This window comes from Thermococcus paralvinellae (genome assembly GCF_000517445.1).
GTDB lineage: Archaea > Methanobacteriota_B > Thermococci > Thermococcales > Thermococcaceae > Thermococcus_B > Thermococcus_B paralvinellae.
This window is the reverse complement of record NZ_CP006965.1, coordinates 456594-481123: the sequence shown is the minus strand read 5'-3', so window position 1 is coordinate 481123 and position 24530 is coordinate 456594. Positions and strand designations below refer to the sequence as shown.

24 protein-coding genes are annotated in these 24530 nt (G+C 41.2%); 7 read left to right on the top strand and 17 right to left on the bottom strand.

What is annotated here, in order from left to right; all coding sequences use genetic code 11:
* The first annotated feature begins 1 nt into the window (after position 1).
* From hisA to TES1_RS02645, 5 genes are read left to right on the top strand one after another with little or no spacing between them, the layout of a single operon-like run.
* Positions 2–691 carry a 1-(5-phosphoribosyl)-5-((5-phosphoribosylamino)methylideneamino)imidazole-4-carboxamide isomerase gene (gene hisA, locus TES1_RS02665; RefSeq protein WP_042679959.1) on the top strand — a complete coding sequence of 230 codons (690 nt, stop codon included), beginning with the start codon at positions 2–4 and terminating at the stop codon, positions 689–691.
* Positions 685–1440, top strand: coding sequence for an imidazole glycerol phosphate synthase subunit HisF (gene hisF / locus TES1_RS02660; protein ID WP_042679957.1), 756 nt, complete (start codon positions 685–687; stop codon positions 1438–1440). The genes hisA and hisF overlap by 7 nt, the downstream gene beginning before the upstream one ends.
* Positions 1440–2072 carry a bifunctional phosphoribosyl-AMP cyclohydrolase/phosphoribosyl-ATP diphosphatase HisIE gene (hisIE, locus tag TES1_RS02655; RefSeq protein WP_042679955.1) on the top strand — a complete coding sequence of 211 codons (633 nt, stop codon included), beginning with the start codon at positions 1440–1442 and terminating at the stop codon, positions 2070–2072. The genes hisF and hisIE overlap by 1 nt, the downstream gene beginning before the upstream one ends.
* Entirely contained in the window at positions 2069–3088 is a 1020-nt protein-coding gene (gene hisC, locus TES1_RS02650) for a histidinol-phosphate transaminase (protein WP_042679953.1), read from the top strand. The genes hisIE and hisC overlap by 4 nt, the downstream gene beginning before the upstream one ends.
* Positions 3072–3797 carry an HAD family hydrolase gene (locus tag TES1_RS02645; protein WP_042679951.1) on the top strand — a complete coding sequence of 242 codons (726 nt, stop codon included), beginning with the start codon at positions 3072–3074 and terminating at the stop codon, positions 3795–3797. The genes hisC and TES1_RS02645 overlap by 17 nt, the downstream gene beginning before the upstream one ends.
* Here the strand turns inward: TES1_RS02645 and TES1_RS02640 are convergent.
* The 14 genes from TES1_RS02640 to TES1_RS02575 all read right to left on the bottom strand — a co-directional run bounded on the left by TES1_RS02640 (position 3783) and on the right by TES1_RS02575 (position 19683).
* Complete coding sequence (locus TES1_RS02640; RefSeq protein WP_042679949.1) at positions 3783–4766, bottom strand: [LysW]-lysine hydrolase; 984 nt, start codon at positions 4764–4766, stop codon at positions 3783–3785. The two genes, TES1_RS02645 and TES1_RS02640, sit on opposite strands and share 15 nt — an antisense overlap.
* Entirely contained in the window at positions 4753–5850 is a 1098-nt protein-coding gene (locus tag TES1_RS02635; RefSeq protein ID WP_042679947.1) for an acetylornithine/succinylornithine family transaminase, read from the bottom strand. The genes TES1_RS02640 and TES1_RS02635 overlap by 14 nt, the downstream gene beginning before the upstream one ends.
* A complete protein-coding gene (locus TES1_RS02630; RefSeq protein WP_042679945.1) occupies positions 5847–6575 on the bottom strand; it encodes a [LysW]-aminoadipate/[LysW]-glutamate kinase in 729 nt (242 codons plus the stop codon). Before TES1_RS02630 ends, TES1_RS02635 begins: the two co-directional genes overlap by 4 nt.
* Positions 6576–6586: 11 nt before the next feature.
* Positions 6587–7579 (bottom strand): N-acetyl-gamma-glutamyl-phosphate reductase, encoded by a 993-nt coding sequence (gene argC, locus TES1_RS02625; RefSeq protein WP_042679943.1) that lies wholly within the window; start codon positions 7577–7579, stop codon positions 6587–6589.
* On the bottom strand, positions 7576–8397 hold the full coding sequence (lysX, locus tag TES1_RS02620) for a lysine biosynthesis protein LysX (protein ID WP_042679941.1): 822 nt from the start codon (positions 8395–8397) through the stop codon (positions 7576–7578). The genes argC and lysX overlap by 4 nt, the downstream gene beginning before the upstream one ends.
* Before the next feature lie 32 nt (positions 8398–8429).
* Entirely contained in the window at positions 8430–8591 is a 162-nt protein-coding gene (gene lysW, locus TES1_RS02615; protein WP_042679939.1) for a lysine biosynthesis protein LysW, read from the bottom strand.
* A 95-nt stretch (positions 8592–8686) separates the two neighbouring features.
* Positions 8687–9730 carry an isocitrate--homoisocitrate dehydrogenase gene (locus TES1_RS02610; RefSeq protein WP_042679938.1) on the bottom strand — a complete coding sequence of 348 codons (1044 nt, stop codon included), beginning with the start codon at positions 9728–9730 and terminating at the stop codon, positions 8687–8689.
* On the bottom strand, positions 9718–10197 hold the full coding sequence (locus tag TES1_RS02605) for a 3-isopropylmalate dehydratase small subunit (protein WP_042679937.1): 480 nt from the start codon (positions 10195–10197) through the stop codon (positions 9718–9720). The genes TES1_RS02610 and TES1_RS02605 overlap by 13 nt, the downstream gene beginning before the upstream one ends.
* Positions 10194–11348, bottom strand: a complete 1155-nt coding sequence (locus TES1_RS02600) for a 3-isopropylmalate dehydratase large subunit (protein ID WP_042679936.1) — start codon at positions 11346–11348, stop codon at positions 10194–10196. Before TES1_RS02600 ends, TES1_RS02605 begins: the two co-directional genes overlap by 4 nt.
* Positions 11345–12463 carry a homocitrate synthase gene (lysS, locus tag TES1_RS02595; protein WP_042679935.1) on the bottom strand — a complete coding sequence of 373 codons (1119 nt, stop codon included), beginning with the start codon at positions 12461–12463 and terminating at the stop codon, positions 11345–11347. The genes TES1_RS02600 and lysS overlap by 4 nt, the downstream gene beginning before the upstream one ends.
* A gap of 266 nt (positions 12464–12729) precedes the next feature.
* Positions 12730–15906 (bottom strand): carbamoyl-phosphate synthase (glutamine-hydrolyzing) large subunit, encoded by a 3177-nt coding sequence (carB, locus tag TES1_RS02590; RefSeq protein WP_042679934.1) that lies wholly within the window; start codon positions 15904–15906, stop codon positions 12730–12732.
* Positions 15887–17008, bottom strand: coding sequence for a glutamine-hydrolyzing carbamoyl-phosphate synthase small subunit (gene carA / locus TES1_RS02585; RefSeq protein WP_042679933.1), 1122 nt, complete (start codon positions 17006–17008; stop codon positions 15887–15889). Before carA ends, carB begins: the two co-directional genes overlap by 20 nt.
* Positions 17009–17080: 72 nt before the next feature.
* Positions 17081–18442 (bottom strand): argininosuccinate lyase, encoded by a 1362-nt coding sequence (gene argH / locus TES1_RS02580; protein WP_042679932.1) that lies wholly within the window; start codon positions 18440–18442, stop codon positions 17081–17083.
* Positions 18443–18450: 8 nt separating this feature from the next.
* Positions 18451–19683 carry an argininosuccinate synthase gene (locus tag TES1_RS02575; protein ID WP_042679931.1) on the bottom strand — a complete coding sequence of 411 codons (1233 nt, stop codon included), beginning with the start codon at positions 19681–19683 and terminating at the stop codon, positions 18451–18453.
* Between the two features lie 273 nt (positions 19684–19956).
* On the opposite strand from TES1_RS02575, the gene TES1_RS02570 reads away from it, so the two are divergent.
* Together TES1_RS02570 and TES1_RS02565 are read left to right on the top strand one after the other, a co-directional pair.
* Entirely contained in the window at positions 19957–21375 is a 1419-nt protein-coding gene (locus TES1_RS02570) for an ammonium transporter (protein WP_084340008.1), read from the top strand.
* Positions 21372–21710 (top strand): P-II family nitrogen regulator, encoded by a 339-nt coding sequence (locus tag TES1_RS02565; protein WP_042679930.1) that lies wholly within the window; start codon positions 21372–21374, stop codon positions 21708–21710. The genes TES1_RS02570 and TES1_RS02565 overlap by 4 nt, the downstream gene beginning before the upstream one ends.
* A 42-nt stretch (positions 21711–21752) precedes the next feature.
* Here TES1_RS02565 and TES1_RS02560 read toward each other — a convergent pair whose 3' ends face one another.
* From TES1_RS02560 to TES1_RS02550, 3 genes are all read right to left on the bottom strand, one after another.
* Complete coding sequence (locus tag TES1_RS02560; protein ID WP_084340007.1) at positions 21753–22919, bottom strand: aminotransferase-like domain-containing protein; 1167 nt, start codon at positions 22917–22919, stop codon at positions 21753–21755.
* A 76-nt stretch (positions 22920–22995) separates the two neighbouring features.
* The gene (locus TES1_RS02555; protein WP_042679927.1) at positions 22996–23670 is read right to left on the bottom strand and encodes an ACT domain-containing protein; all 675 of its coding nucleotides are present in this window, start codon (positions 23668–23670) and stop codon (positions 22996–22998) included.
* Between the two features lie 124 nt (positions 23671–23794).
* Entirely contained in the window at positions 23795–24463 is a 669-nt protein-coding gene (locus tag TES1_RS02550; protein WP_042679926.1) for an HAD family hydrolase, read from the bottom strand.
* Positions 24464–24530 lie beyond the last annotated feature (67 nt).

Genomic DNA, 24530 nt, shown 5'->3' with positions numbered 1-24530 from the left:
TATGAGGATTTATCCTGCTATTGACTTAATGGGCGGCAAAGCAGTTCGCCTCTACAAAGGAAGAAAGGATAAAGTGAAAGTTTATGGTGACCCAGTGGAGATAGCCAAGGGTTTCGCCGAATACGTTGATAAAATCCACATTGTTGACTTAGATGGAGCTTTCACAGGAAAGCCACAAAATCTCGATGTTGCCCAGCGCATAATAGAAGAAACAGAGCTTAAAGTACAGATTGGGGGTGGCTTCAGAGACTATGGGAGCGTAGAAAAAGCCTATAAAATTGGTGTCGAAAATGTCATAATTGGTACGAAAGCCTTTGATTTAGAGTTTTTAGAAAAGATAACAGAAGATTTTGATGGCATAACTGTCAGCTTGGATGCAAGAGGTGGAAGAATAGCAGTAAAGGGATGGCTTGAGGAAAGCTCGCTGAAAGTTGAAGAAGCCTATGAAATGCTCAGAAAATACGTTAGCAGATTTATCTATACGGCAATCGAAAAAGACGGCACTTTAACTGGGATAGAAAGCATAGAGAGATTTTGGGATAAAGAGGAGTTTATATATGCAGGTGGAGTTTCAAGCGTAAGTGATGTGCTGAAGCTCAAAGAGATTGGATTTTCTGGTGCAATCGTTGGAAAAGCTCTCTATGAGGGTAAAGTTAGATTGGAAGAACTTCTGGAGGCTTTAAAATGTTAGCTAAGAGGATTATCGCGGCTTTGGATATAAAAGAAGGCAGAGTTGTTAAGGGAATAAAATTTAAGAACATTAGAGATGCGGGAGATCCAATAGAGCTCGCTAAGAGGTATGAGGAAGAAGGGATAGACGAGATAGTCTTTCTTGACATCACAGCATCGTTTGAAAAGAGGAGAATTCTCTTCGATTTGGTTAAGAGAATAGCTGAAGAAATTTATGTCCCATTTACAGTCGGTGGAGGTATAAAGAGCGTCGAGGAAATTAGGGAGATAATCAAGAGCGGAGCAGATAAAGTTTTTCTCAATACGGCGGCCGTTGATAATCCTGAGCTTGTGAGAGAAGCAGCAAAAGTTGTTGGCTCTGCAAATCTGGTGATAGCAATTGATGCAAAGTGGAACGGAAAATATTGGGAGGTTTATACTCACGGAGGAAGGAAAGCTAGAGGAATTGATGCTATAGAGTGGGCAAAGGAAGTTGAAAAACTTGGAGCTGGTGAGATTCTACTCACGAGCATGGACACTGATGGAACACAGCAAGGCTTTGATATTCCACTGACAAAGGCTATCGTTGAAGCCGTTGATATTCCAGTTATTGCCTCAGGCGGTGCAGGGAGTCCAGAGCACTTTTATGAAGCTTTCAAGATAGGAGCTGAAGCAGCTTTAGCGGCGTCAATTTTCCACTATGGAAAATACACGGTTAGAGAGCTGAAAGAATACCTCGCTAAGAAAGGCGTTCCTATAAGATTGGAGTGATGAAAATGGAAGAGCTTATTGAAAAAGTCAACTGGGAGAAGAATAATGGGATTGTTCCAGTAATTGTTCAAGACACGAAAGGAGAAGTCCTAACATTAGCCTACATGAACAAAGAAGCTTTGAAAAAGACACTTGAGACAGGATATGCTCACTACTACTCAAGGAGTCAAAAGAGAATTAGGATGAAAGGTGAGGTCAGCGGGAACGTTCAAAAAGTCAAAGAGATAAAGATAGACTGCGACAGCGACGCTTTGCTTTTAATTGTTGAGCCTAAGGGTCCAGCTTGCCATACAGGAAATTACTCATGTTTCTATCGTAAGCTTGGAGAACCTGAGAAAGTTGAAGGGGGAATAGACTATTCACTAACAATTTTGAGAGAGCTAGAGGAGCTGATAAAACAAAGAAAAGAAAAGCCTGTTGAGGGTTCATACACATCAAAGCTCTTCGCTGAAGGGAAAGAAAAGATTTACAAGAAGTTTGGGGAAGAGGCAGTTGAAGTTCTCGTTGCAGAAGGCAGGGAGAGGATAATTTACGAAACTGCGGATTTACTCTATCATTTGTTAGTTTTGCTGGCTTATAATGACATAAGCCTCGGTGAAGTTATGAACGAGTTGAGGAGGCGTAGGAGATGAAAATTAGGGAGTTAATAAAAACGTTTCAGCCTTATAAAGTTTTGGAGGGAGATTACAAGATATGGCTCGATAAAAACGAAAATCCCTTTGATCTGCCGCCAGAGATAAAGGAAGAAATCTTCGAAGAGCTTAGGAAAACTCCCTTCAACCGCTATCCTCACATAACTTCAATGCCTCTTAGAGAAGCAATTGCAGAGTTCTATGGAGTTAGTCCAAAGAACGTTGCTGTTGGCAACGGTGGAGATGAGCTTTTAAGCTATTTGATCAAGCTTTTTGATGGAGATTACATAGTTACAACGCCTCCAACGTTTGCCATGTACTATTTCTATGCAAAGCTAAATGGAATTCCTGTTGTAGAAGTTCCCCTTAATGAAAGATTCATTATGAACGGCGATGAAATTGCTGAAAAATCTCAAAAAGCAAGCATCGTGTTCATAACTTCCCCAAACAACCCAACTGGAAATACTCAGCCAAGAGAAGAGATACTCAAAGTTCTCGACACTGGAGCTCCTGTTGTTATAGATGAAGCCTATGCTGAATTTTCAGAAAAAAGCTACATTGATTTGCTTGATGAATACGAGAATCTAATCATTTTGAGGACTTTCTCAAAGGCTTTCAGCTTGGCTGGAGTAAGAGCAGGATATCTTTTGGCAAGCGAGGAAATTGTTGATGCACTATATCGCATAAAATCCCCCTTTAGTCTGAATGTGCTTACAATGATAACTGCTAAGGTGATGCTAAACCACTATGATTTAGTTATGGAAAGAGTTAATTACATAATTAAAGAGCGCGAAAGGATTTACCAAGAATTCAAGGAGTACGCATATCCCAGTGAAGCTAACTTCTTGCTAATGAAGCTTGATGCCTACGAATTCTTGCTTGAAAGGGGGATTGTGGTGAGGAAACTTGACGGAAGATTGCAGGGACACATAAGAGTTACTATAGGCAAAAAGGAGGAAAATGATGAGCTTATTAAAGTATTAAAGGAGTTTGTCGAAAATGTGGCTGATATTTGATGTTGACGGCGTTTTAATTGACGTGAGGGAGAGCTACGACTTAGCAACAAAGATGACTGTAGAGCATTTCCTCAAAAAGTTTGGCAAAGATGATGAAATTAGCCTAGATTTAATCAGAAAACTGAGGCAGAAAGGAGCTTTTGGAGATGATTTTAAGGTTAGCGAAGCATTGATACTCTTTGCAATGGCCGGAGATGTGCAGCAGTTTGTGGAGAACTTCCCAAGTGGTGAAGGAATAGAATGGGTGAGGGCAAAGTTTGGAATGGCAATAGAGCCTAGGAGTATTGAAAGGATTTTCAACACATTTTATCTTGGTGAGTACTATGAAGACAGGGCTTTCGACTTTGATGGACTCTGGAAGAAGGAAAAGCCAATAGTAAGAAGAGAGCTTTTAGAAAAGACTAAAGATAGGTTCAAGCTTGGAGTTATAACAGGAAGAAGTGCCTTAGAGCTTGAATTAGCGGGGAAAATACTCGGTTTTCATTTCGAAAACGCTGTAACAAGAGAGCTCTATGTAAAACCTGATCCAAAAGCCCTTTGGTATCTAACGAAAGGAGAGTACGGAGTATACATCGGTGATACAGTAAATGATGAACTCTTAGTAGAGAACTATAAAAAGGATTATGGAAGGAACTTTGGTTTCCTCATGGTGGGAAGAGATGTCAAAGATGTGAATGAAGCCATAGAAAAGCTTCTAGATACTTTTTAACTCCTCTAAAGCTTTTTTTAGTACTTCTATCGCTTTCAAATATTCCTCTAAGTTTAAGCGCTCGTAAGGAGTATGGTCAAGTCTTGAATCACCGGGGCCATAAGCAACAGCATCAACTCCAAACTTAGGAGCCAGAATGTTCATATCTGCTGTGCCCGATTTTTTCTTCAACCTTGGCTTTATTCCATTCTTTCTTATAGCCCTAACAAAAGCCCTAACCAACGGACTCCTTGGCGAAACTTCGTAAGCGGGAACAAAATCCAAAATTTCTCCTTTAATTGCTGGTTCATAATTGAGAGGTGTTCTAATGTTTACAATCATCTCCCCATAAAAATCGAATTCCCTCTCATAGGCTTCAAGTCTCAAAATCCTTCCGCTTGGCTTATTAAAGCCTTCACCAAAATCTCTGCTTAATTCGAGCCATTTTTCAATTAAAAGCTCTGCGGCACCTTTTGAGCTTAAACTTCCATGGAACTTTTCAACTTTTTCAACAAACTTCATCGTTAAGCTTCCCTTATAGCCAATTGTAACGCTATCAAAGCCGCTTGGCTCCCCAATGATTATAAAGTCTGGTCTTGGAACATTTAGATTTTTAGCTCCGAGGGAATACCTTTCTTCGTCAACTAAGCCAGCGAAAATTAAATTTGCTCTGCTTTCAAGGAAAGCGAAAAAGAAAGTTGCCAAAGGCCCTTTGGCATCAACGCTCCCCCTTCCCCATAAGTAATTGTCTTCGATTCTAACTGGGATGTAGCCTTTAACGGTATCTATATGCCCAGCTAAGAGGATTCTCTTCCCATCTCCTCTTTTCCCAGCTATCACATTTCCTACTCCATCAATGTATGCCTCAACACCAAAGCTCTCAAAGCTCTCGACCAAAAATTTTGCAACCTTTTCTTCTTCTCCGCTTGGGCTGTAAATGCTCACAAGTTCCTTCAGAAATTCGATTTTCTCCTCTTCACTGATTTTCATTTAGGACACCCTCAATGGTCTCTTTGACCCAAAGCATTTGTTCCTTTGTTATTATGAGTGGCGGTAGGAGTCTAATCACTCTATTTCCAGCAGTTCCAACTAAAAGTCCTCTATCCTGCAGTGCTTGAACGTACTTTCCAGCGCTTTCTTTCAAGACGATTCCAATCATCAATCCCTTGCCCCTTGTCATCACGACCTTTTCTCCCTCGACAGTTATGCTCTTCTCCTTAGCTTTTCCTATTAGCCTTTCCCTTCTCAAAATTCTAAGCGTTGTAGATGCAGCTTTACAAGCGAGAGGATTTCCTCCAAAGGTTGAGCCGTGCTTGCCCCTTGGGACGTCAAAGTTCGTTAATGTTAATCCGATTGGCACTCCATTAGCTAACCCTTTTCCCATCGTAACTATATCCGGCTCAACACCATAGTGCTCTATAGCTAAGAACTTTCCAGTTCTAAAGGCACTTTGGACCTCATCCACTATGAGCAAAGCCCCAACATCCTCAGTTAAATCCCTCAATGTTTTCACAAACTCTTCTTTAGCTGGAACAATGCCACCTTCTCCCTGAATTGGCTCAAGTATTACAGCAGCAGTCTCTTTTGTTATAGCATCTTTTGCCGCTTCGACGTTGTTGAATGGAATATGCTTAAACCCAGGAACTAAAGGCTCAAACCCCTGCCTGTACTTTGGCTTCCAAGTTGCACTTAGAGAGCCAAATGTTCTTCCGTGGAAAGCATTTGTCATAGCTATTATCTCTTTCCTTCCAGTATAAAGGCGGGCAAACTTTAAAGCAGCTTCAACAGCTTCAGTCCCAGAGTTCCCCATGAAGGCGTATTCAAAATTGACAAAGTGAGATAGCTCCTCGAAAAATTCTTCCTTTTCCTCATGCTCGAACATTGGTCCAGCAACTACCAGCTTTCTCATCTGTTCATTTATTGTCTCCTCAAGCTCTTCGTTTGCATGTCCCAAGATTGCAACGCCTATCCCAGCTATTGCATCAAGGTATTTGTTCCCTTTATCATCCCAGACGTAAACGCCCTTTCCTTTGATGAGCTTGAGCCTCTTTTTGTAAACGCTTACCTCCCTCATTCAATCACCGTCCTGCCGTTGAGTCCTTGGATAATCACCTTTTTGACACCGCTTTCAACGGATTTTTTAGCCATAAGCAGCTTTCTCTTCATTCCTCCTCTTGCGAAGGGCAAGAACTTTTCCATTTGATTAACCTTAATTTTTTCAACTATTTCTCCATCAGCTAAAAAAGCAGTGTCCGTTAAAAAGACAAGCTCGTCTGCTTTCAAGCTTAGAGCTATTGCATGAGCCAACTTATCCCCATCAATGTTCAAAGGCTCATAGGCTTCACTCATTGCTATTGGCGCTATAACAGGAACTCCTACCTTGCTGAGTTCCTTTAAGGCTTTAACGTTGATTTCCCTTATAATACCAGAGTAGTCATCTCTTATTGCAACTTTTTTTCCATTGATTACGGCTTTGATGAGCTTTTTCCTTTCGGCTTTTATGAGACCTAAATCAAGCCCACTCAATCCTATGGCATTAATCCCTCTGCTCTGGAGAAGAGAAACTATCCTCTTGTTGGCTTTCATTATACCCATTAAGTAAATCTCAAGCACTTCTTTTGGGGTGTACCTAAACTCCACACCGGAGGGGCTTTTAAGTCTTTTAACCTCCATTCCTAACCTTTTGGAAAGCTCATCAACGTAATCTGAGCCACCGTGAGTTATTATATCCCCCTCTAAAATTCCATCAAACTCTTCCAGCCTATCTAAAACTGCCCCCCCAATTTTAACGACCCTCATCTTCCTCACCTTCAAATTGGATACACTGGCAAGTAGCTCAGTCCTAGAGTCTCATCTAACCCAAAAGCTATGTTCATGTTTTGCACCGCTTGTCCAGCGCCACCTTTAATTAGATTGTCCAATGCGGAAAAGAGTATAACCCTCTGATTCTCCTCATCGTAGGCAAAGCCTATATCAACGAAGTTGCTTCCTATTACGTACTTTGGATCAGGGAGCCTCTGGATTCCACCTTTCTCTTTGACGATTCTTATGAATGGCTCTTTTAGGTAGCGGAAAAACATCTTATAGAGATCTTTCTCACTCGTTTCCATCTTGAAGTAAATTGTAGCCAGTAACCCTCTCACCAAGTCAACAGAATGAACTGTGAACTGAGCCTTTACATTGGTCTCTTGAATTACCTCAGCTTCGTGCCTGTGGTGGAATGCTTTATAGACCCTAACTACATGGGACCTCTCGGGATGAATACTTGCCACGTTTTCTCTTCTTCCACCAGCACTTGAGCTAACCTTTAAATCCACTATTGCTTCGCTAACATCTCCTTTGAAGGGATACAGAGCTAAAATGACTGCTGTGGCATTACAACCAGGATTCGCTATTAGCTCGGCTTTTTTGATCTCCTCTCTGTGAATTTCTGGCAATCCATAGACGAACTCATCAATGAGCTCTGGCTTTACGTGCTCTCCATAATATCTCTTGTAGAGGTCCAAGCTTACCCTGAAATCAGCACTGAGGTCGATTATTTTTGCACTGCCAAGGAATTCGTCGATAATTTTCATTGACTCTCCATGAGGGACTGCTAAAAATATAACATCAGCGTCAAAGTTATAATCATTTGTAAAGCGCAAATTTAGCCCTCTCAAGTTTGGATGAACCTTGTGAACTTTTTTTCCAGCGTATCTTCTTGATGTTATTGCCGTTATCTCAACCTCAGGATGCATCGCTAAGAGCCTAACCAACTCTCCCCCAATATAACCGCTTGCACCAACAACAGCTGCTTTAATCATCTTTTAGCCACCTCAACTGCATACTCAACGATTTTCCTAGCTATATCAACTCCAGTAGCTTTAGCTGTGTTTTTGAACTCCATAGTTGGGTTAACCTCATTAACCAGCAGTCCTTCCTCACTCTCGAAGATATCTATAGCCAAAGCACCTTCCCCAAATGCTTCCCAAGCCTTAATGGAAATCTCCCTCACTTCTTCGTCAGTACAAGGGACAGCCTTTCCGCCCCTAGCTGTATTTGTTATCCAATGCTCAGAATATCTGTAAATAGCAGTAACAAATTCTCCTCCAATAACGTAGCTCCTAATGTCCCTTCCTGGCTTTTTGACAAATTCTTGGAAGTAGTAGATTTTGTAAAGTGGATTGCTCAGCCACTTTTTGTGCTCTATTATTCCTTCCAATGCATCATCATCGTTTATTTTCGTTATCAGCCTTCCCCAACTTCCAAAGACTGGTTTTGAAACTATAGGATAGCCAAGAGTTTCAGCGACTTTTTTGACGCTTTTCTCATCAAAGGCAACACTCCATCTCGGAATCTTGACCTTTTTACTAAGCTTTAAGGTTGCTAGGAGTTTATCTCCTGCTTCAAGTATTATATGGAAGGGGTTCACAGTTGGAATGCCTTCACTCTCGAAGAGCTTTGCTAAATATAGAGCCTTAAAGTGACTGACATTCCTTATTATTACAACATCTACGTCGTAGCTTTGGGGGAAAACAACGTCGCTATCGTGGAGCATAATTACTTCTCCGTAATCCTTTGCTCTCTCTTTGAGCATCATTTCCTCCTTACGCATTATTGTGTAGGTTATGCCGATTTTCATTGTTTGGCCTCCAAAAAAAGAAAATTAGGGAGTTACTCTCCCCAGTCCTCCTCTACCTCTGGGACTTCTTCCAAGACTATTGGATCTAAGTCAACTACCTCAAGCTCAGCTCCACAGACTGGGCACTCAATTATTTGGTGTAATTCTAACTCTCCGACTTCAATCTCCGCTCCGCAGACTGGACACTCCACCATTTCATTCACCTCCTTCTTTCCAACATTTGGAAATCTTTAAATCTTTTTTGTAGCATTTATTTCTAAGTTTTTTGGCTTTTGTTACAAATGAAACATTACTTTATGAAAAGTGTTGGGATGAAGTTGATCCTAATTTCATCAACCCAAACTTCGTCCCACTCCAAGGGGTCAATTCGATATTCTATCTCCTCGATAATTCCTTCAACAACATCCTTCGTCATTGCAGTTCCCCCCAAATCGGGCGTTAGGTTGCCTTTCCTCACGTAGGATTTGACAGCTTCCCAGATGATTTGACCGTTTAAGTTGAGATAATCCAAAAGCATGGCACCGCTCAAAATAGACCCAATTGGATTGGCTATCCCCTTTCCAGCTATATCAGGTGCAGTTCCGTGAATAGGTTCAAATAGGGCTATATCATCACCATAGTTTCCAGAGGGAACAATCCCAATACTCCTTGCGTGAATAGCTGCTAAGTCCGAAAGAATGTCACCAAAGAGGTTTTCCGTTAAAATAATCTCCTGATTCCATGGATTCCTGACGAGTTCTATTGTGAAGGAATCTACAATTTTTTCTCTAACCTCGACTCCTTCCCTTTCGGCTAAACTCAAGACGACTTTCCTAAAGAACTTGTCACCCATTAGGACATTTGCTTTATGGACGAAAGTAACCTTTTCCCTTTTTTCTTTTGCCAAATTTATGGCGAATCTTGCTATTCTTTCAGCTCCTTTTCTTGTTATTATCCTGTAATCAACAACTTTCTCTTTTTCAACATCGTAAAGCCCAGAATAAAGGCCTTCGCTGTTTTCCCTAACAATATAGATTTCTCTCTCATTCCACAAATCGGGGATTATTCTTAGGTTAGCATAAAGGTTAAGTTCCTTTCTAAGCGTTATGATTAAGCTTTTGTAATTTGGAACGTCGAAAGGTGTTGATGTTGCCCCAAATAAAACTGCATCCATTTTCTTTATCTCTTCCAAGTCCTCCTCTCTTATTGGGGCCCCATATCTTTTGAATACCTCGAAGCCACCTTCAAACTCAATAAACTCTATTCTATCAGTTACCGCGTTTATAACTTCAATTGCAGCTTCTGTAACTTCAATGCCAATGCCGTCTCCCTTAATGACCGCTACTCTATACACAGGTCTCCCCTCCGTCTCACGTATTCAATTATTCCACCGCTCTCAACTATCTCAAAGAGGAATCCATCCAATGGCTTAAACTTCCTTACTTCATCACCTTTTCTCACAATTCCCCGTTTCCAATCGACCTCAATCTCATCCCCATCGTTCAGCCAATCTGTGTCACCAATTAAGAGAGGAATGCCCAAGTTAATGCAATTCCTGTAGAATATTCTTCCAAAGGACTTTGCAATAATTCCACTTATTCCAGATGCTTTCAATGCCAAAGCGGCTGACTCTCTCGATGAACCAATTCCAAAGTTTCTTCCGCCAACTATCACATCTCCTGGTTTTACATTTTGAGAGAACTCTGGTCTAACTTCTATGAACGCTATTTTGGCTAATTCTTGTGGATCTTTCGTTAAGTTGTATCTTCCAGGAGTTATTTCATCAGTTGAAACATTATCCCAAAATTTCCACACCCTCATAGGACATCCTCCGGATTCGTTATCTCTCCATAAATTGCACTCACCGCTGCAGTAACAGGGCTGGCAAGATAGATTTCAGCGTTTGGAGAGCCCATCCTTCCTTTAAAGTTCCTGTTGGTTGTGCTCAAGATTATCTCCCCATCTCCAGCTACTCCCATGTGCCTTCCTAAGCAAGGCCCACATCCGGGAGGAAGAACAGTAACTCCTGCGTCAATTAACCTTTGCATAATCCCTTCTTTTATCATTTGAAGGTAAATCCTTCTTGATGCCGGCCCTACAAAGGTTCTCACACTAACCTCTTCGCCTTCAAGGATTTCTGCCACTCTTCTAAGTTGCTCAAGCCTTCCGTTGGTACATGAGCCTATGAAAACTTGATCAATCTTTCTTTTAACCTTCTCAACTCTCTCGACGTTGCTTGGGTGATGTGGTAGAGCTACTAGAGGCTCAATTTGGCCGAGCTCTATTGTAACTTCCCTCAAGTAATCCCCGTCTCCGCTGAAGGTTCCGTTGTCTAAAACAGCTGTCTTTGCATTTGTCTCAACGCTGAAGTTTGCTATTGTCATTTTTTCGTCAATTGAAAGGTCAAGGCCTCCAAAGAACTCTAGGGCCTTGTAGTTCATATCAAAATCTTTCAGTAATCCAATCAAGTGAAGCATTAAATCCATTGCCATAACATTTTTGCCTAATCTTCCTTCGAGGTTTACTCTAACGCTTTCCGGAACTTTGAACCAAGTTTTGCCCAACCCTAAAGCTATGGCAGTGTCTGTTGCCCCCATCCCAACGGCAAACACTCCAAAGGCACCTAAAGTTGGCGTGTGTGAATCCGCTCCAATGATTATTTTTGCGCCCTCTAAGAGACCTTCCTCTGGAACAACCTGATGGGAGATGCCGTAGCCTTCGAATATTCTAATTCCCTGTTCCCTTGCGAATTCCCTGATTTCTCTTTGCAAATTTGCTATTTTCACAGTTGGTGCTGGATAAACATGGTCAAAGAAAATGAAAGCTTTATCTGGTTTTCTTACTCTTGTGAATGTCTTTCTAAAAGATTCAATGATTAGAGGCACCGTTCCGTCATGAGCGTAGATTAAATCAACTTCCCTTATCACGGCCTCTCCAGCTTTTGCATTCAACAGCTCTTCAACAATTGTCATTCTACTCCCCCCATTTTTCTTGCCTCTTCAAGAAGCCTTTCTGGAGTGAAGACTTCCTGAGAGTTCTTCACAATGCTGAGCAGTTTTTCGGCAATTCCTTCATCTCTAATTCCCATTTTTTCCAAGTAGAATCTTATCGAGTCCCTTCCTGCATATTTGTCCAAATAAATCACCCTCTCTCTTCCAAAGATCTCTGCTGGTAAGAACTCGTAAAACCTGGGGTCTTTTATCACGGCGGAAACATGCAAGCCAGCTTTGTGTATAAAGGCGTTTTCCCCAACTATTGGATAATTCCTCTGCACTCTACTTCCAGTTATTTCTTGGATTATTTGGCTCAACTCGTAGAGCTTTTCAAGTTTGTAGTGCTTGATTCCATAGTGGTAGTAGAGAATCGTTGAAATTTGAGCCAAATCCACTATTCCCACTCTTTCTCCTATGCCATTTATCGTTGCATCCACTAACGTTGCTCCAGCTTCAATGCCCATTATTGCATTTGCCAAGGCTAAGCCCAAATCGTTGTGGCAGTGAACGTTAGTTGGAATGCCGAAGCTAACTACTCTTCTAACGAGCTCGTAGAAGTAGAGCGGGTGAGCACTTCCTGTTGTATCTGCTATGCTTACTCTGTCGACTTTAAGTTCCTTTGCTAAGCTTAACGCCCTCTCGAGATTTTCCCACTCCGTTCTTGTTGCGTCTTCTGGTGTAAAGCGCACTTTTAAGCCATGATCTTTGGCATAAAGGATAGCATTTTCAATCCTGTCTAAAGCTTGCTCAAGGGTTATGTTGAAGCGCTTTTGAAGGCAGGCATTTGAGAGGCAGAAGAATACTCCTATCCAGTTTACATTTGTGTTCAAAACTAAATCTATGTCCCTTCTCAAAGCTCTTGAGTGTGCTAGGAGGTTTGCTTTCAATCCTTGGCTAGTTATTAGTTTTATACCTTCCATTACGTCTTGGCTCACTGCTGGGTGCCCTACTTCTATAAACTCAACTCCAAATTCATCTAGCTCTATTGCTATCCTCAATCTCTGCTCAGGGGTAAAATTAACCCCTGGTGATTGTTCTCCTTCCCTCAATGTTGAGTCCAGCAGTTGTATGGCTCTTAATAGTACCACCCCCATCTGATTTAACATTCCCAACATTCATAAATGGGTATATAAATATTTCGGAAAACTTTGATAATTCTCGAAGAGATTTTTAGACTATTCGGATTTTTATTAAAATTTTTCGACTTTTCTTCAAAATTACCGAAGAAATTTTTGAGCATTGGAGAAAGAAATTGAGAAATGAAAAGAAAAAGCTTGGTAAATATAAAGTATATTTCATAGAATTTTCAGAAAAGAAGTGCTATAGAAAACTAAGATATAAAGTGAGAAAAGTCAATGCTTCAGAGACTTTGAATAAGCACCTCTATAGGTGTGGGCACATTTCTTAGCTTTATTTTTCCATAATACTCGCTTAGCTCTTTAATTTCAAACTCGTTCTCCTTGGCCCAAGCGAGAGCTTTTGAAAGCTCATAAGCCAAGTTTGCATCTAAAACAATTGGGACGTTTAGGTCTACCGCAGTTCTCCTTACCTTGTAATCCCTGTCTTTTGCATAGCCAGAGGTCATCACCAAGTCGATCTTACTGCTTTTCATTAACGCTACTGCCTTCTCTTTGCTTATGGGGTTTCCGATGCTTAAAGCATCTTCAAGCGTAAATACTTCGTAGCCGAGAGATTCAAGAATCTTAGCTGTTTCGCTTAGCTTCTCTTTTTCTCTTCCATAGCCGTAGACTAATATACTCTTTTCGGGCATTTTGTTCGGTTTCACTGAGAGCCAGCTCTTAAGCAGTGAATCCTCGAATTCGCTACCGAGAGCTGCTACCTCTCCCGTGGAACGCATTTCCGGGCCTAAGAAGGGATAAGCGTTTTGGAGCTGAGACCACGAGAACTGTGGACTTTTCACAGCGAAAGCCTTTGGAGGTATCTCATAGTATTTGTACTTCTCACCAATTGAGAGCTTTCCATCAAATACCGCCTGAGCCGCTAGCTCCATTAAATTTACGCCTCTTGCTTTGCTTGAGAATGGCATTGATCTGCTCGTTCTTAAGTTTAGTTCAAGGACATAGACGTCATCGTTTACCAAGAACTGTATGTTGAACGGCCCCCTAATTCCTAAAGCCAAAGCAAGCTCTAAAGCGATTTCCTGCATCTTTTTAACTTGCTTGGGTTTTAGATAGCGGTAAGGTGTCACCATCGTAGCGTCTCCACTGTGAACACCAGCTTTTTCTACGTGCTCCAAAGTAACACCAACAACCCTCCTTCCATCTGACACAGCATCAATCTCAGCTTCCATAGCATCTAAGAATTTTGAAACCACCACAGGATGTTCTGGAGATACCTTTGCCGCTAAGGAGAGGTATTCTCTCAGCTCTTTCTCATTGTAGGCGACTTTCATTGCAGTTCCGCTCAAAACGTAGCTTGGCCTTATCATAACCGGATACCCAACTTCCTCAGCGAACTTTAAAACCTCTCTAAGGCTTTTCGCAACTGTCCAGGGAGGCTGCTTTATTCCCAAATCTTCAAGGAGTTTGGAGAACTTCGCCCTGTTTTCAGCTACATCAACACTCGTTCCTCTCGTTCCCAAAAGCCTAACTCCATTCTGCTCAAGCTTTTTAGCCAAGGAATTAGCTAACTGTCCGCCAGCAAAGGCAACGACACCTTCAGGTTTCTCAAACTTGTAGATTTCCAAAACTCTCTCAAGGGTTATCTCTTCGAAATAGAGCTTATCATTAATGTCCCAGTCTGTTGAAACTGTTTCAGGGTTATAATTAAGCACGATAACCTCATAGCCCCTCTTCTTTGCTGAATTTGTGAAATTCACAACTGCCCAATCAAACTCAACGCTGACACCTATCCTAAAGACTCCAGCACCCAAAACCAAAACTTTCGGATTTTCCGTGTGAGGGATGGCGTTTTCTTGGGCATCATAGGTCATGTACAGATAATTTGTCTTTGCAGGGAATTCCCCAGCCAGAGTGTCAATCTGCTTCACGAAGATTTTTGGCTTCTTGAATTCCTTTAACTTCTTACCCACTAACCTCTCTATTTGCTTATCGCTGAAGCCGAGCTTCTTTGCTTCACTAATAAGCTCCTCAGTTGGGTTCCTCTTTAGCTCTTCCGCCACCCTAACAAGGTCTTCGATTATGTAGAGATAAAAGCGGTCTATCCCAGTGATTTCATAAATCTCATCAATGCTTGCCCCAAGCTTTAATGCTTTAGCTATATGCATTGGCATGTAGGGTTCATAGTTCCTTATCCTCTTCATGACCTCTTCCAAGGGTTCTTCCTTTTCATAATATTCACCAATCAGTTCATCTCCTATATCAACCATTCTAATTGCCTTTTGGAATGCCTCATGCAAGTTTCGTCCTATTGCCATGACTTCTCCAATACTCTTCATCTCTGAATTTATCCTCTTGTTTGCATTTTCAAACTTCTCTAAGTCCCATCTCGGAACTTTAACGACAACATAATCTAAGCTTGGCTCAAAAGCCGCTGTGGTAACTCCAGTCACACCGTTTAATAGCTCATCTAAGGTATAGCCCAAAGCAAGCTTTGCCGCTATATATGCTAAAGGATAACCAGTTACCTTGCTCGCTAACGCAGATGAGCGGCTCATCCTTGGATTTGTTTCAATAACATAGAATTCCTCTGATTTTGGATTTAAGGCTAGCTGAACATTACACTCGCCAACTAAACCTATTGCTTCAGCAACCTTTATTGCCGCGCTCCTTAGGATTTGATACTCTCTATTGGTGAGAGTTTGAGAGGGAGCGACAACTATGGAATCTCCAGTATGAACTCCCATCGGGTCAAAGTTCTCTAAGCATGCAACGGCAACAGCATTTCCGTTTTTATCCCTCACAACTTCAAACTCTATTTCCTTCCAATGATAGAGGTATTTCTCGACCAAAACCTCACCAATCTCACTCTGAGCGAAAGCCCTAATTATATAGTTTTCAAACTCCTCCCTGTTCCAAGCAACGAAAGAACCTCTACCGCCGAGGTTGAAGCTCACCCTAACGATGACAGGGAAGCCAATCTTCTCCGCTATTTCAATGGCTTCTTCAACACTTTTAGCTGCTCCGCTTGGTGGTATTGGGAGTCCCGCTTTTATCATTGTCTCCCTAAACCTTTCTCTATCCAAGGCTTTCTTTATGCCTTCTATGGGTGTGCCAAGGACTTTAACACCGTATTTATCCAAAATCCCACTTTCATAGAGTGCCACACCCAAAGATAATGCACTCTGCCCACCAAAGCCTAATAAAATTCCATCTGGCCTCTCTTTCTTTATAACTTCCTCAACAAATTTGACATCCAGAGGAAGGAGGTAAACTTTGTCAGCCATCTCATGGCTAGTCTGGATTGTAGCAACGTTTGGGTTTACTAAGATAGTTTCAATGCCTTCTTCTTTTAAGGCTTTTAACGCCTGACTTCCGCTGTAGTCGAATTCAGCAGCTTCACCAATCTTTATTGCACCAGAACCCAAAATTAAGACTTTAGAAACCATGAGCATCACCTTTGATTAGTTTTGCAAAAAGATCAAAGACCCAAGTTGAATCTAAAGGTCCGGGAGAAGCCTCAGGATGGAATTGGGTCGCTATAATCGGTTTGTTTGGATGATAAATCCCCTCAACGCTTTTATCGTCGAGATTAATCATCCAGACTTTAAATTCGTTCAAGCTTTCGGGCTTTACCGCGTAGCCATGGTTTTGCGTCGTTACAAAGGCCTTTCCTGTCTTTAGGTCTTTGACTGGCTTGTTAATTCCTCTGTGGCCGTATTTAAGCTTGTAAATCTCTGCACCGTCAGCTAAAGCTAGTATTTGACTGCCTAAGCATATCCCCATTGTCGGGACGTTATACTCAATTATGGCTTTGGCATTCTCTATCAGTGTTTTCAGCAAAGCAGGGTTCCCTGGACCGTTGCTTAGGAATATCCCATCGGCGTTAAATTCCTCGAAGGCATTTGTTGGGTCGTAGGTGTAGGGTATCCTTATGACCTTAAACCCTCTCTTTAAGAATTCTCGCAGAATGCCATACTTAACCCCGCAATCAACCACAACAACGGTCTTATCTGCTTTCTTTGGAGAATGGACAATTATCCCCTTTGGAGTTACCTTATCGACAAAATTTGCTTCATCATAGCTTAGCTTTCTAACATTTTCCATTATCTTTTCAAGCTCTTCCTTATCATAATCACCTACAGCCAAAGCTCCCATCATAACTCCTTTTTCCCTTATCTTCTTAACTAACGCCCTTGTATCAACACCCTCTATTCCTGGAATTCCTTCTTTCTTGAGCCATTCGTCTAGGCTCATTTCGCTTGCCCAGTGGCTTGGTCGCATGAGTTTTGAAATCACGTAACCCTCAACTTGAATTTTATCTGACTCATAGTGAATGGGAATGCCATTTTCCCTAATTTCTTTACTTGGCACGCCATAGTTTCCAATTAGTGGATAGGTCATGACTAGAATTTGCCCCTTGTATGATGGATCTGTTAGTGACTCTGGATAACCCACCATTGCTGTTGTAAAGACCACCTCTCCGAACTTGACTCCCTCGGCTCCAAAGCCCTTTCCTTCTACAATTGTTCCATCCGCCAATAAGAGATAAGCTTTCACTTAAACCACCTACTAATTTTGCCCTCATATTTTATAGACATAAATCCGTCCAATTAATCATTTTTGTAATATTTAAATTAACAATTTAATGTCAAAAAGCTTGAGCTTGTTGAAATCTTCTTCAAGAGCTTTTTCTGCCGTTTCAATGTATCCTCTGACTTTTTCTGGATTTGGGGAGCCTATAACGGGCTTTTTAATCCCATCATCTAAGCTGATCTTAACGTTGTACTTCTCCCGAGCCTTAGCGTAAAATTCTTCAACGCTTTCAGATTCTTTTACGAGTTTGGCTATCTCGCTGTAAACTTCCCTATAAGGTCTTTCACTCATCAAAGCGACTTTCTCAGCAATGTCCGTTGCTAAAATGGGGAAAATTTTTGCATCTCTCAGCAGGTTCTCTTCATTGACCTCAATTTTGGCAAAGAGGTCAGTGAAAATCCTAAGCGTTTCAAGTGTCCTTTTTAATACTTTGAAAGCGTGCTTGTTGGCTTCCTGCATATCTAAATTGTAACCCGTTGGAAGACCCTTCAAAATTGTCAGCAATGCAACGAGATGCCCTATGCTCTCAGCACCCCAAGCTCTTGCTATTTCCATTGTTGCTGGATTTCTCTTTTGGGGCATCATACTACTCGTTGCTAAATGCTCATTTGGAAGCTTAAGGTAGTTGAACTGTGGTGTCGAAAAAACCACTATATCTTCAGCTATCCTTGAGAGGAAGATGGATAGGTTTACATCGATTGAACAGGCTATCCCTAAGAAGTCCCTATTGCTCGTTGCATTTATAGAGTTAAAGATTATTCCATCGAAGAGCTCTCCAGCGAGCTTTTTCCTGTCTAATGACACACTTGTTCCTCCTACAGCTCCAGCGCCTAAAGGGGAGTTATTAACTATCTCAAGAGCAAAGAGTAGAGCCTTCGTGTATGTAGCTAAGGTTTCCTCTATGTAGCATAAATAGTGAGCGAAGGTTGAAGGTTGTGCCGGCTGTAAATGAGTAAATGCTGGCATTATTGTATTGAGGTAATTTTTAGCCTTCTCCAGGAGAATTCTCCTAAAAGCCAACATTTCCTTTATCTGCTCGATTAAAAGTTTCTTTGCTTTTAACCTTAAAGCAGAGGCAACGTGTTCGTTTCTACTTTTTCCTAAAGCCAAGTATCCTTCATCTTCGCCAAGCTTGTCTTTTAGGTAAATCTCAATCGCCTCGTGAACATCTTCAGCCTCAATTTTAAATAGCGGAGAAGGGTCTTTGAGGAGGTTTTTTAACTCCCCTAGTATTTTCTCTCCCTTCTCTTTAGGGATAAGATTTTGGGATGTTAGGACTTTTACATGAGATATTAAGCTCTCGATAACCTCTTCAACAAGCTCTTTATCTTCTTCCATTGAAGAAATATAGGAGAGAATTTCAGAGTTTATATCACCAAGCAGATTCTTCCTGTACATAACACCACCTAACTGATAACCTTTTCAGCCTCCAACTTTTTACTTCCAAAGGCTTCCATCGGTTTGGACTTATTAGCCATGCTATAGGCCAAAACGCTCTGCATTCCAAAGAGCTCGATGAAGCCTATGGCAAGTTTTTGGTCATAGTCAGACTTTTCGAATGTTGCGAGATTTATGTCATAGAGCGCATTCTGCGATTTCCTTCCAACAACAATGGCATTTCCTTTGTAGAGCTTTACTTTGACAGTCCCACTGACTTTTTCTTCAACGGTATTAATGAACGCATCTAATGCTTCCCTGAGTGGCTCGAACCAGAGGCCATTATAAACGAGCCATGACCACTTAGAATCAACTATTTCCTTAAACTCAAGAGCCCATTTTGTGAGAACAAACTTTTCAAGGTCTTTGTGGGCTTTGATTAGAGTTATTGCTGCTGGCGCTTCATAGACTTCTCTGCTCTTTATTCCAACGGTCCTATCTTCAATGTGGTCTATCCTTCCAACTCCGTGCTTCCCAGCTATAAAGTTCAGCGTCTCTATAAGCTCAACTAAGTTCATTTCCTTCCCATTCAAGGCAACTGGAACTCCTTCCTCAAATTCTATTGTTACGTACTCAGGCTTTTCAGGAGTTTTCTCTGGTGAAAGCGTCCACTCAAAAACTTCCTGTGGTGGTTCTTCAGAGGGGTCTTCTAAAATTCCCCCTTCTATGCTCCTCCCCCAAAGGTTTTCGTCAATGCTGTAGATTTTTTCCTTAACGGGAATGCCGTTTTTCTTTGCGTATTCCATCTCCCAATCCCTTGTTAGACCCCACTCCCTTACTGGAGCGATTATCTTAATTTCTGGATAGAGTGCTTTAACTGCCAAATCGAACCTCACTTGGTCATTCCCTTTTCCGGTACAGCCATGAGCTATTGCATCGGCGTTTTCTTTTTTAGCAATTTCCACTATTTTCTTTGCTATCAAAGGCCTTGCCAAGGCAGTGGCTAAAGGGTAGGCCCCTTCATAAAGGGCATTGGCTTTAATGGCTTTAGCTAGATATTCCTTCGCAAACTCCTCCTTTGCGTCAATCGTATAGTGCTTTACTGCTCCAAACTTCAAAGCCTTCTCTTCAATTTTCTTGAAGTCATCTTTCTGGCCAACATCCACTGTGACGGTTATCACTTCAGCGTTCAGCTTCTCTTGCATTAGTTTAAGGATAACCGATGTATCCAAACCGCCTGAATATGCTAAAACTACCTTCACCTAAACCACCTAGGCCAAAATAAAAGGAACACTTTTTATATTTTTTGTAACTAATGTGTCAAAATTGAAAAATTCTGTTACAAATATAACAATTAGTGAAAACTAACAATAGAGATATAGTTTTCAAAAATTTCTCAACTTTTTTGAATAATTATCCAAATAAATATGGGACCATCTGAACAAATTTGACAAAATCTCAATAATTTTTGCAAAAATGTCTTATACTTGAAGTGCTGCAAGGATGGGAACGTTAATTCAAGGGGGTGCTAAAAAGTGAGGGGAGCAAATATTTTGTTTACCATATTTGTGGCAATATTAATTAGTGGAAGCTTTGTATTAGCAGGAGACCCAACGGGAGCAGAGACCCTAAAGGAGACTCCAGAAGCACCAGTGGACTTCGTTTGGGTCTTAATATGTGGATTCTTAGTTATGTTCATGCAGGCAGGATTTGCACTGCTGGAAGCGGGTTTTACAAGGGCTAAAAACGTTGCAAACGTCATGATGAAAAACTTGATGGATTTTGCAGTTGGAAGCTTAGCCTTCTTTGCAGTCGGCTTTGCTCTAATGATGGGCAACGATTGGCACGATTTAGTAGGAAAGAGCGGATGGTTTTTACTTGGAGATGCCTACGATGTCTCAACAATAGAGATTTGGTTCTTCATGCTTGTATTCTGTGCTACTGCAGCGACAATAGTCAGTGGAGCAATAGCAGAGAGACCAAAGTTCTCAACATATCTTATCTACAGTGCAGTTGTGAGTGCAATAATTTATCCAATCTATGGCCATTGGCTCTGGGGCGGTGGTTGGTTGAGCTCAAGTGAATTTATGACGAAGCTTGGTGGGGGTTATGGAGCTTTAGATTTCGCTGGAAGTGGAGTTGTTCACGCTTTAGGTGGTTATGTAGCCTTAGCAGCCGCTATGCTCTTAGGGCCAAGGATTGGGAAATATGATAGACATGGAAACCCAAGACCAATTCCTGGTCATAACATGGCTTATGCAGTAATTGGAACCCTCATCCTATGGTTTGGCTGGTTTGGCTTTAATCCAGGTTCAACGCTTTCAGCTCACGAGCTTAGGATTTCAATCATCGCTGCTAACACTAACTTAGCCGCAGCTGCAGGTGCCATAACAGCGATGCTAATAACATGGAAAAAGCTTGGGAAGCCAGATGTTGGAATGATCTGTAACGGTGCCATTGGAGGATTAGTTGCCATAACAGCCCCATGTGCGTGGGTTACTCCTTGGGCTGCAATAATCATTGGGATAGTCGCTGGATTCATAGCAGTTTATGGCTACTGGTTCCTTGAGAAGAGAGGAATCGATGACGTCGTTGGTGCTGTTCCTGTCCACGGGTTCAACGGAACTTGGGGATTAATAGCCTTAGGTCTGTTCGCTGATGGAACTTATGGTGTTTACACAACTGAACCACCCTATGTAACAGGTTTACTTTACGGAAACGCTGGATTTTTCGTTGCTCAACTAATTTCAGCGGTGGTTAACTTCCTCTGGGCCTTTGGAACAGGTTATATATTGTTCTACATCCTCAAGAAGACAGTCGGAATAAGGGTAAGCCCAGAGAAAGAAATGCTTGGACTGGACATAGTGGAGCATGCAACAATAGCATATCCAAACTTCGTATCAACTGAGGCAGTATTACTTCCAACAGTTAAGAACGGAGGTGAGAAAGAATGAAGAAGGTTGAGGCAATAATCAGGGAGGAAAAGCTTAAGGACGTCATAAAAGCGTTAGAAGATGAGGGATTCTTCGGAATGACAGTGACTGCGGTGATGGGAAGAGGAAAAGAAGGAGGAATGACAATACAATTTAGAGGAAGACTGATGAAAGTCGAGCTCCTAACAAAAGTAAAAATTGAGGTAGTCGTTGACGACAAAGATGTGGACAGAGTTGTCAAGGCAATAATAAGTGCTGCAAAGACTGGTGAAGTTGGAGACGGAAAGATATTCATAATACCCATCGAAGAGGCTATAAGGATCAGGACTGAAGAGAAGGGAACAAATGCCCTTTAGCTCTTTCTAGCTTTATTCTTTTTGAAATAAAAAACGAAAATCCTAAGAGATAGAAATAAGTTTTGCTAGAATCTTTACCCCTTCCCTTATCCGTTCAACACTTTCAAATGTGAAGTTCAGCCTCATCTGGTTTTCTCCACCCCTTAAGGTATAAAACACTTTTCCGGGAACATAAGCAACTCCTCTCTTAACAGCATCCTCAAGCATTTCTTTGGTATCAACATTATCATCAATAGTTAACCAGATAAACATTCCCCCATCCGGCTTTGTCCAGCTGACGTTTTCAGGCATGAACTCATCTAAGGCCTCAAGCATTGCATCCCGTTTTGGCCTATAGAACTCTATAAGTCTTTGGATGTGCTTCTTTAATAACCCTTTCCTCATAAATGCCCAAGTAACGTACTGTCCAACTGTGTTTGAACAAACATCGGTGGTTAATTTTCCAACTTCAAGCTTTTCCATGAGTTCTTCACTCGCTATAAGCCATGCCAACCTAAAGCCCGGAACGAAAATCTTTGAGAACGTTCCCAAGTTTATTACCCTTCCACTCTTATCAAAGTGCTTTATTGCTTTTACAGGGCTTCCTGAATAGCGAAGCTCTCCATATGGATTGTCCTCAACTATTATGAAGTCAAAATCCTCTGCAAGCTCCACTAAGTGTTTCCTTCTCTCTTCGCCCATAGTAACTCCAGAAGGATTTTGGAACGTTGGAATTGTATAGACGAGTTTTATCTTTTCACCCTTTCTTAATAGGCTTTCAAGTTCTTCAGTCTTCAGACCCTCTTCATCAAGCCCAACTTGAAGAAATCTCGCTTCATAAACTTGGAAGGTGTTTAGAGCGACAAAGTACGTTGGTGCTTCGACTACAATTATATCTCCTGGATCAACAAGAACCCTTCCAATGATATCAATTCCCTGCTGAGAACCGTGAGTTATCATTATCTCTTCGAGTTTTGCATGAATTTCCTGACTTTCCTTTAAGTGCTTTAATAGTTCCTCTCTGAGGCCTTCAAATCCCAAAGTTGAACCATATTGAAACACATCAGCAATTTCCCCAACTTCTAGAAATGCTTCTCTCAGCTCTTTAAGAGGAAAAAGCTCCTTACTTGGCACTCCACCGGCGAATGAAATTACGTTCCCACCTTTTATTAAAGAGACCACTCGTTTGACTTCACTCATATCGATGTCAAGTATTCTCTGAGAGAACATTTTATCACCTAGGCCCACACTTATGTTCATTAATGGATATAAATTTTTCCCCTTGTGTTTTGTATTTTTGACAAACTTAAGCCTTCCTCATCTTTAAAATCAACTCTTCAAGGATTTGGTAAGCTTTTGGAGCATCCCTTCTGTCGAGAACGAATATTGTATCTTTATGACACGAGATTACTTGGGTTATGTTTACTCCATTTGAGGAGAGTGCCGATGTCACGAAAGCCACTATTCCCGGAGTCTCAATTATTTCCTCGGGACTTATGAGGATTATAGCCGTTTGTTCTTCGATAATATCGACTACGCTTTCTTCCAAAATCTTGATTATCTCTTCTTTCTCCTCACTCGAGACAACAATTGTAAATGTCTCAACACCTTGTGTAAGTTGGAAGAAACGAGCTTTTTCCATGACCTTCGAAAGCCTTTCAATTTTATTTAAAAGGATTCTTTTTTCGACTGTTACAACTACTAAATCGGATTGGAGTTCAATAACTGTTCCAGCGATAACATTCTTAATTTGTCTCTCAAGGGATTCCCTCTCTTTCTTAAGCTCGCCTCCAAGCCTTATCAAAGCCATCTTTACAGCTCCAACTGAGGTTTTGATGTCCCTACTCTCTAATTCTTCCAACAAGAGTCTTGCCAGAGCACTGTAGTTTACAATATCCAGAATCATACATTCCCTAATCGCTGGTTTTGACATGATAAGGTCTTTAACAACTTTTGTGATACTCGGCTTATCTTTTTGCATAATCCCACCAGAACTACATCTAAGGCTTGAATAATAAGTTTTGCGCTGGAATTTCTGACCTCCTCCCCGCCCTAAAGGGCGAGGCTTTCAAAAGAAAAATGTAATTATGAACCTTCCTATGGTCTCAAGGTGTCTCTAGAGTTCCTTCTTGAGGAAGAGCATATCCCCTTCTGATTTCTACACCATTTTCAAGCACTTCACTGACGAGTTTTATGAGCTCGTCAAGGTTATTAGCATTAAAGTCAGCATGTTCAATGGCCTTTTTGTTGTTTCCGACTGCAATGCTTACGTTAGCCCTTTTAAACATTGGAATGTCGTTACTCCCATCCCCAATAGCTAAAACAAAACTTCTTTCTGCTGAAAATCTGTCCAGTATTTCATCCTTGCTCCTGAAAGATAGGTAAACTCCACAGACTTTTCCATCTTTGAAAAGCAACTTATTCGCAATGAGCATGTTTGCATTGGTATACGTTAGGGCTTTTTTTACAACTTCCTTAAAACCTCCACTCACCAAAACTACGTAAAAGCCTTCACTCTTCAAGAGCTCGACTAATTCTCTCGCTTGGGGTTGGAGCTCAAGCTTTTGAGATGCTTTTAAAATTAACTTTTTGTCAACTCCCTTTATGAGCTCTATTCTCTTCATAAATCCTTCAAACCAGTCAATTTCTCCTCTAAGCCCATTATAAAGTAACTCACGTATTTCATTTCCTTTCTCAACGTAATTCGCTATTTCGTTCCAGAATTCATATTCTGTTAATGTTCCTTCAATGTCTATGAATGCTATCCTTTCCATTTTTGACACTCCCTTTTTTGAAATCCTTTGGCGATAAAAAGTTTTTCAAAGAGAAAATGTCATTTAG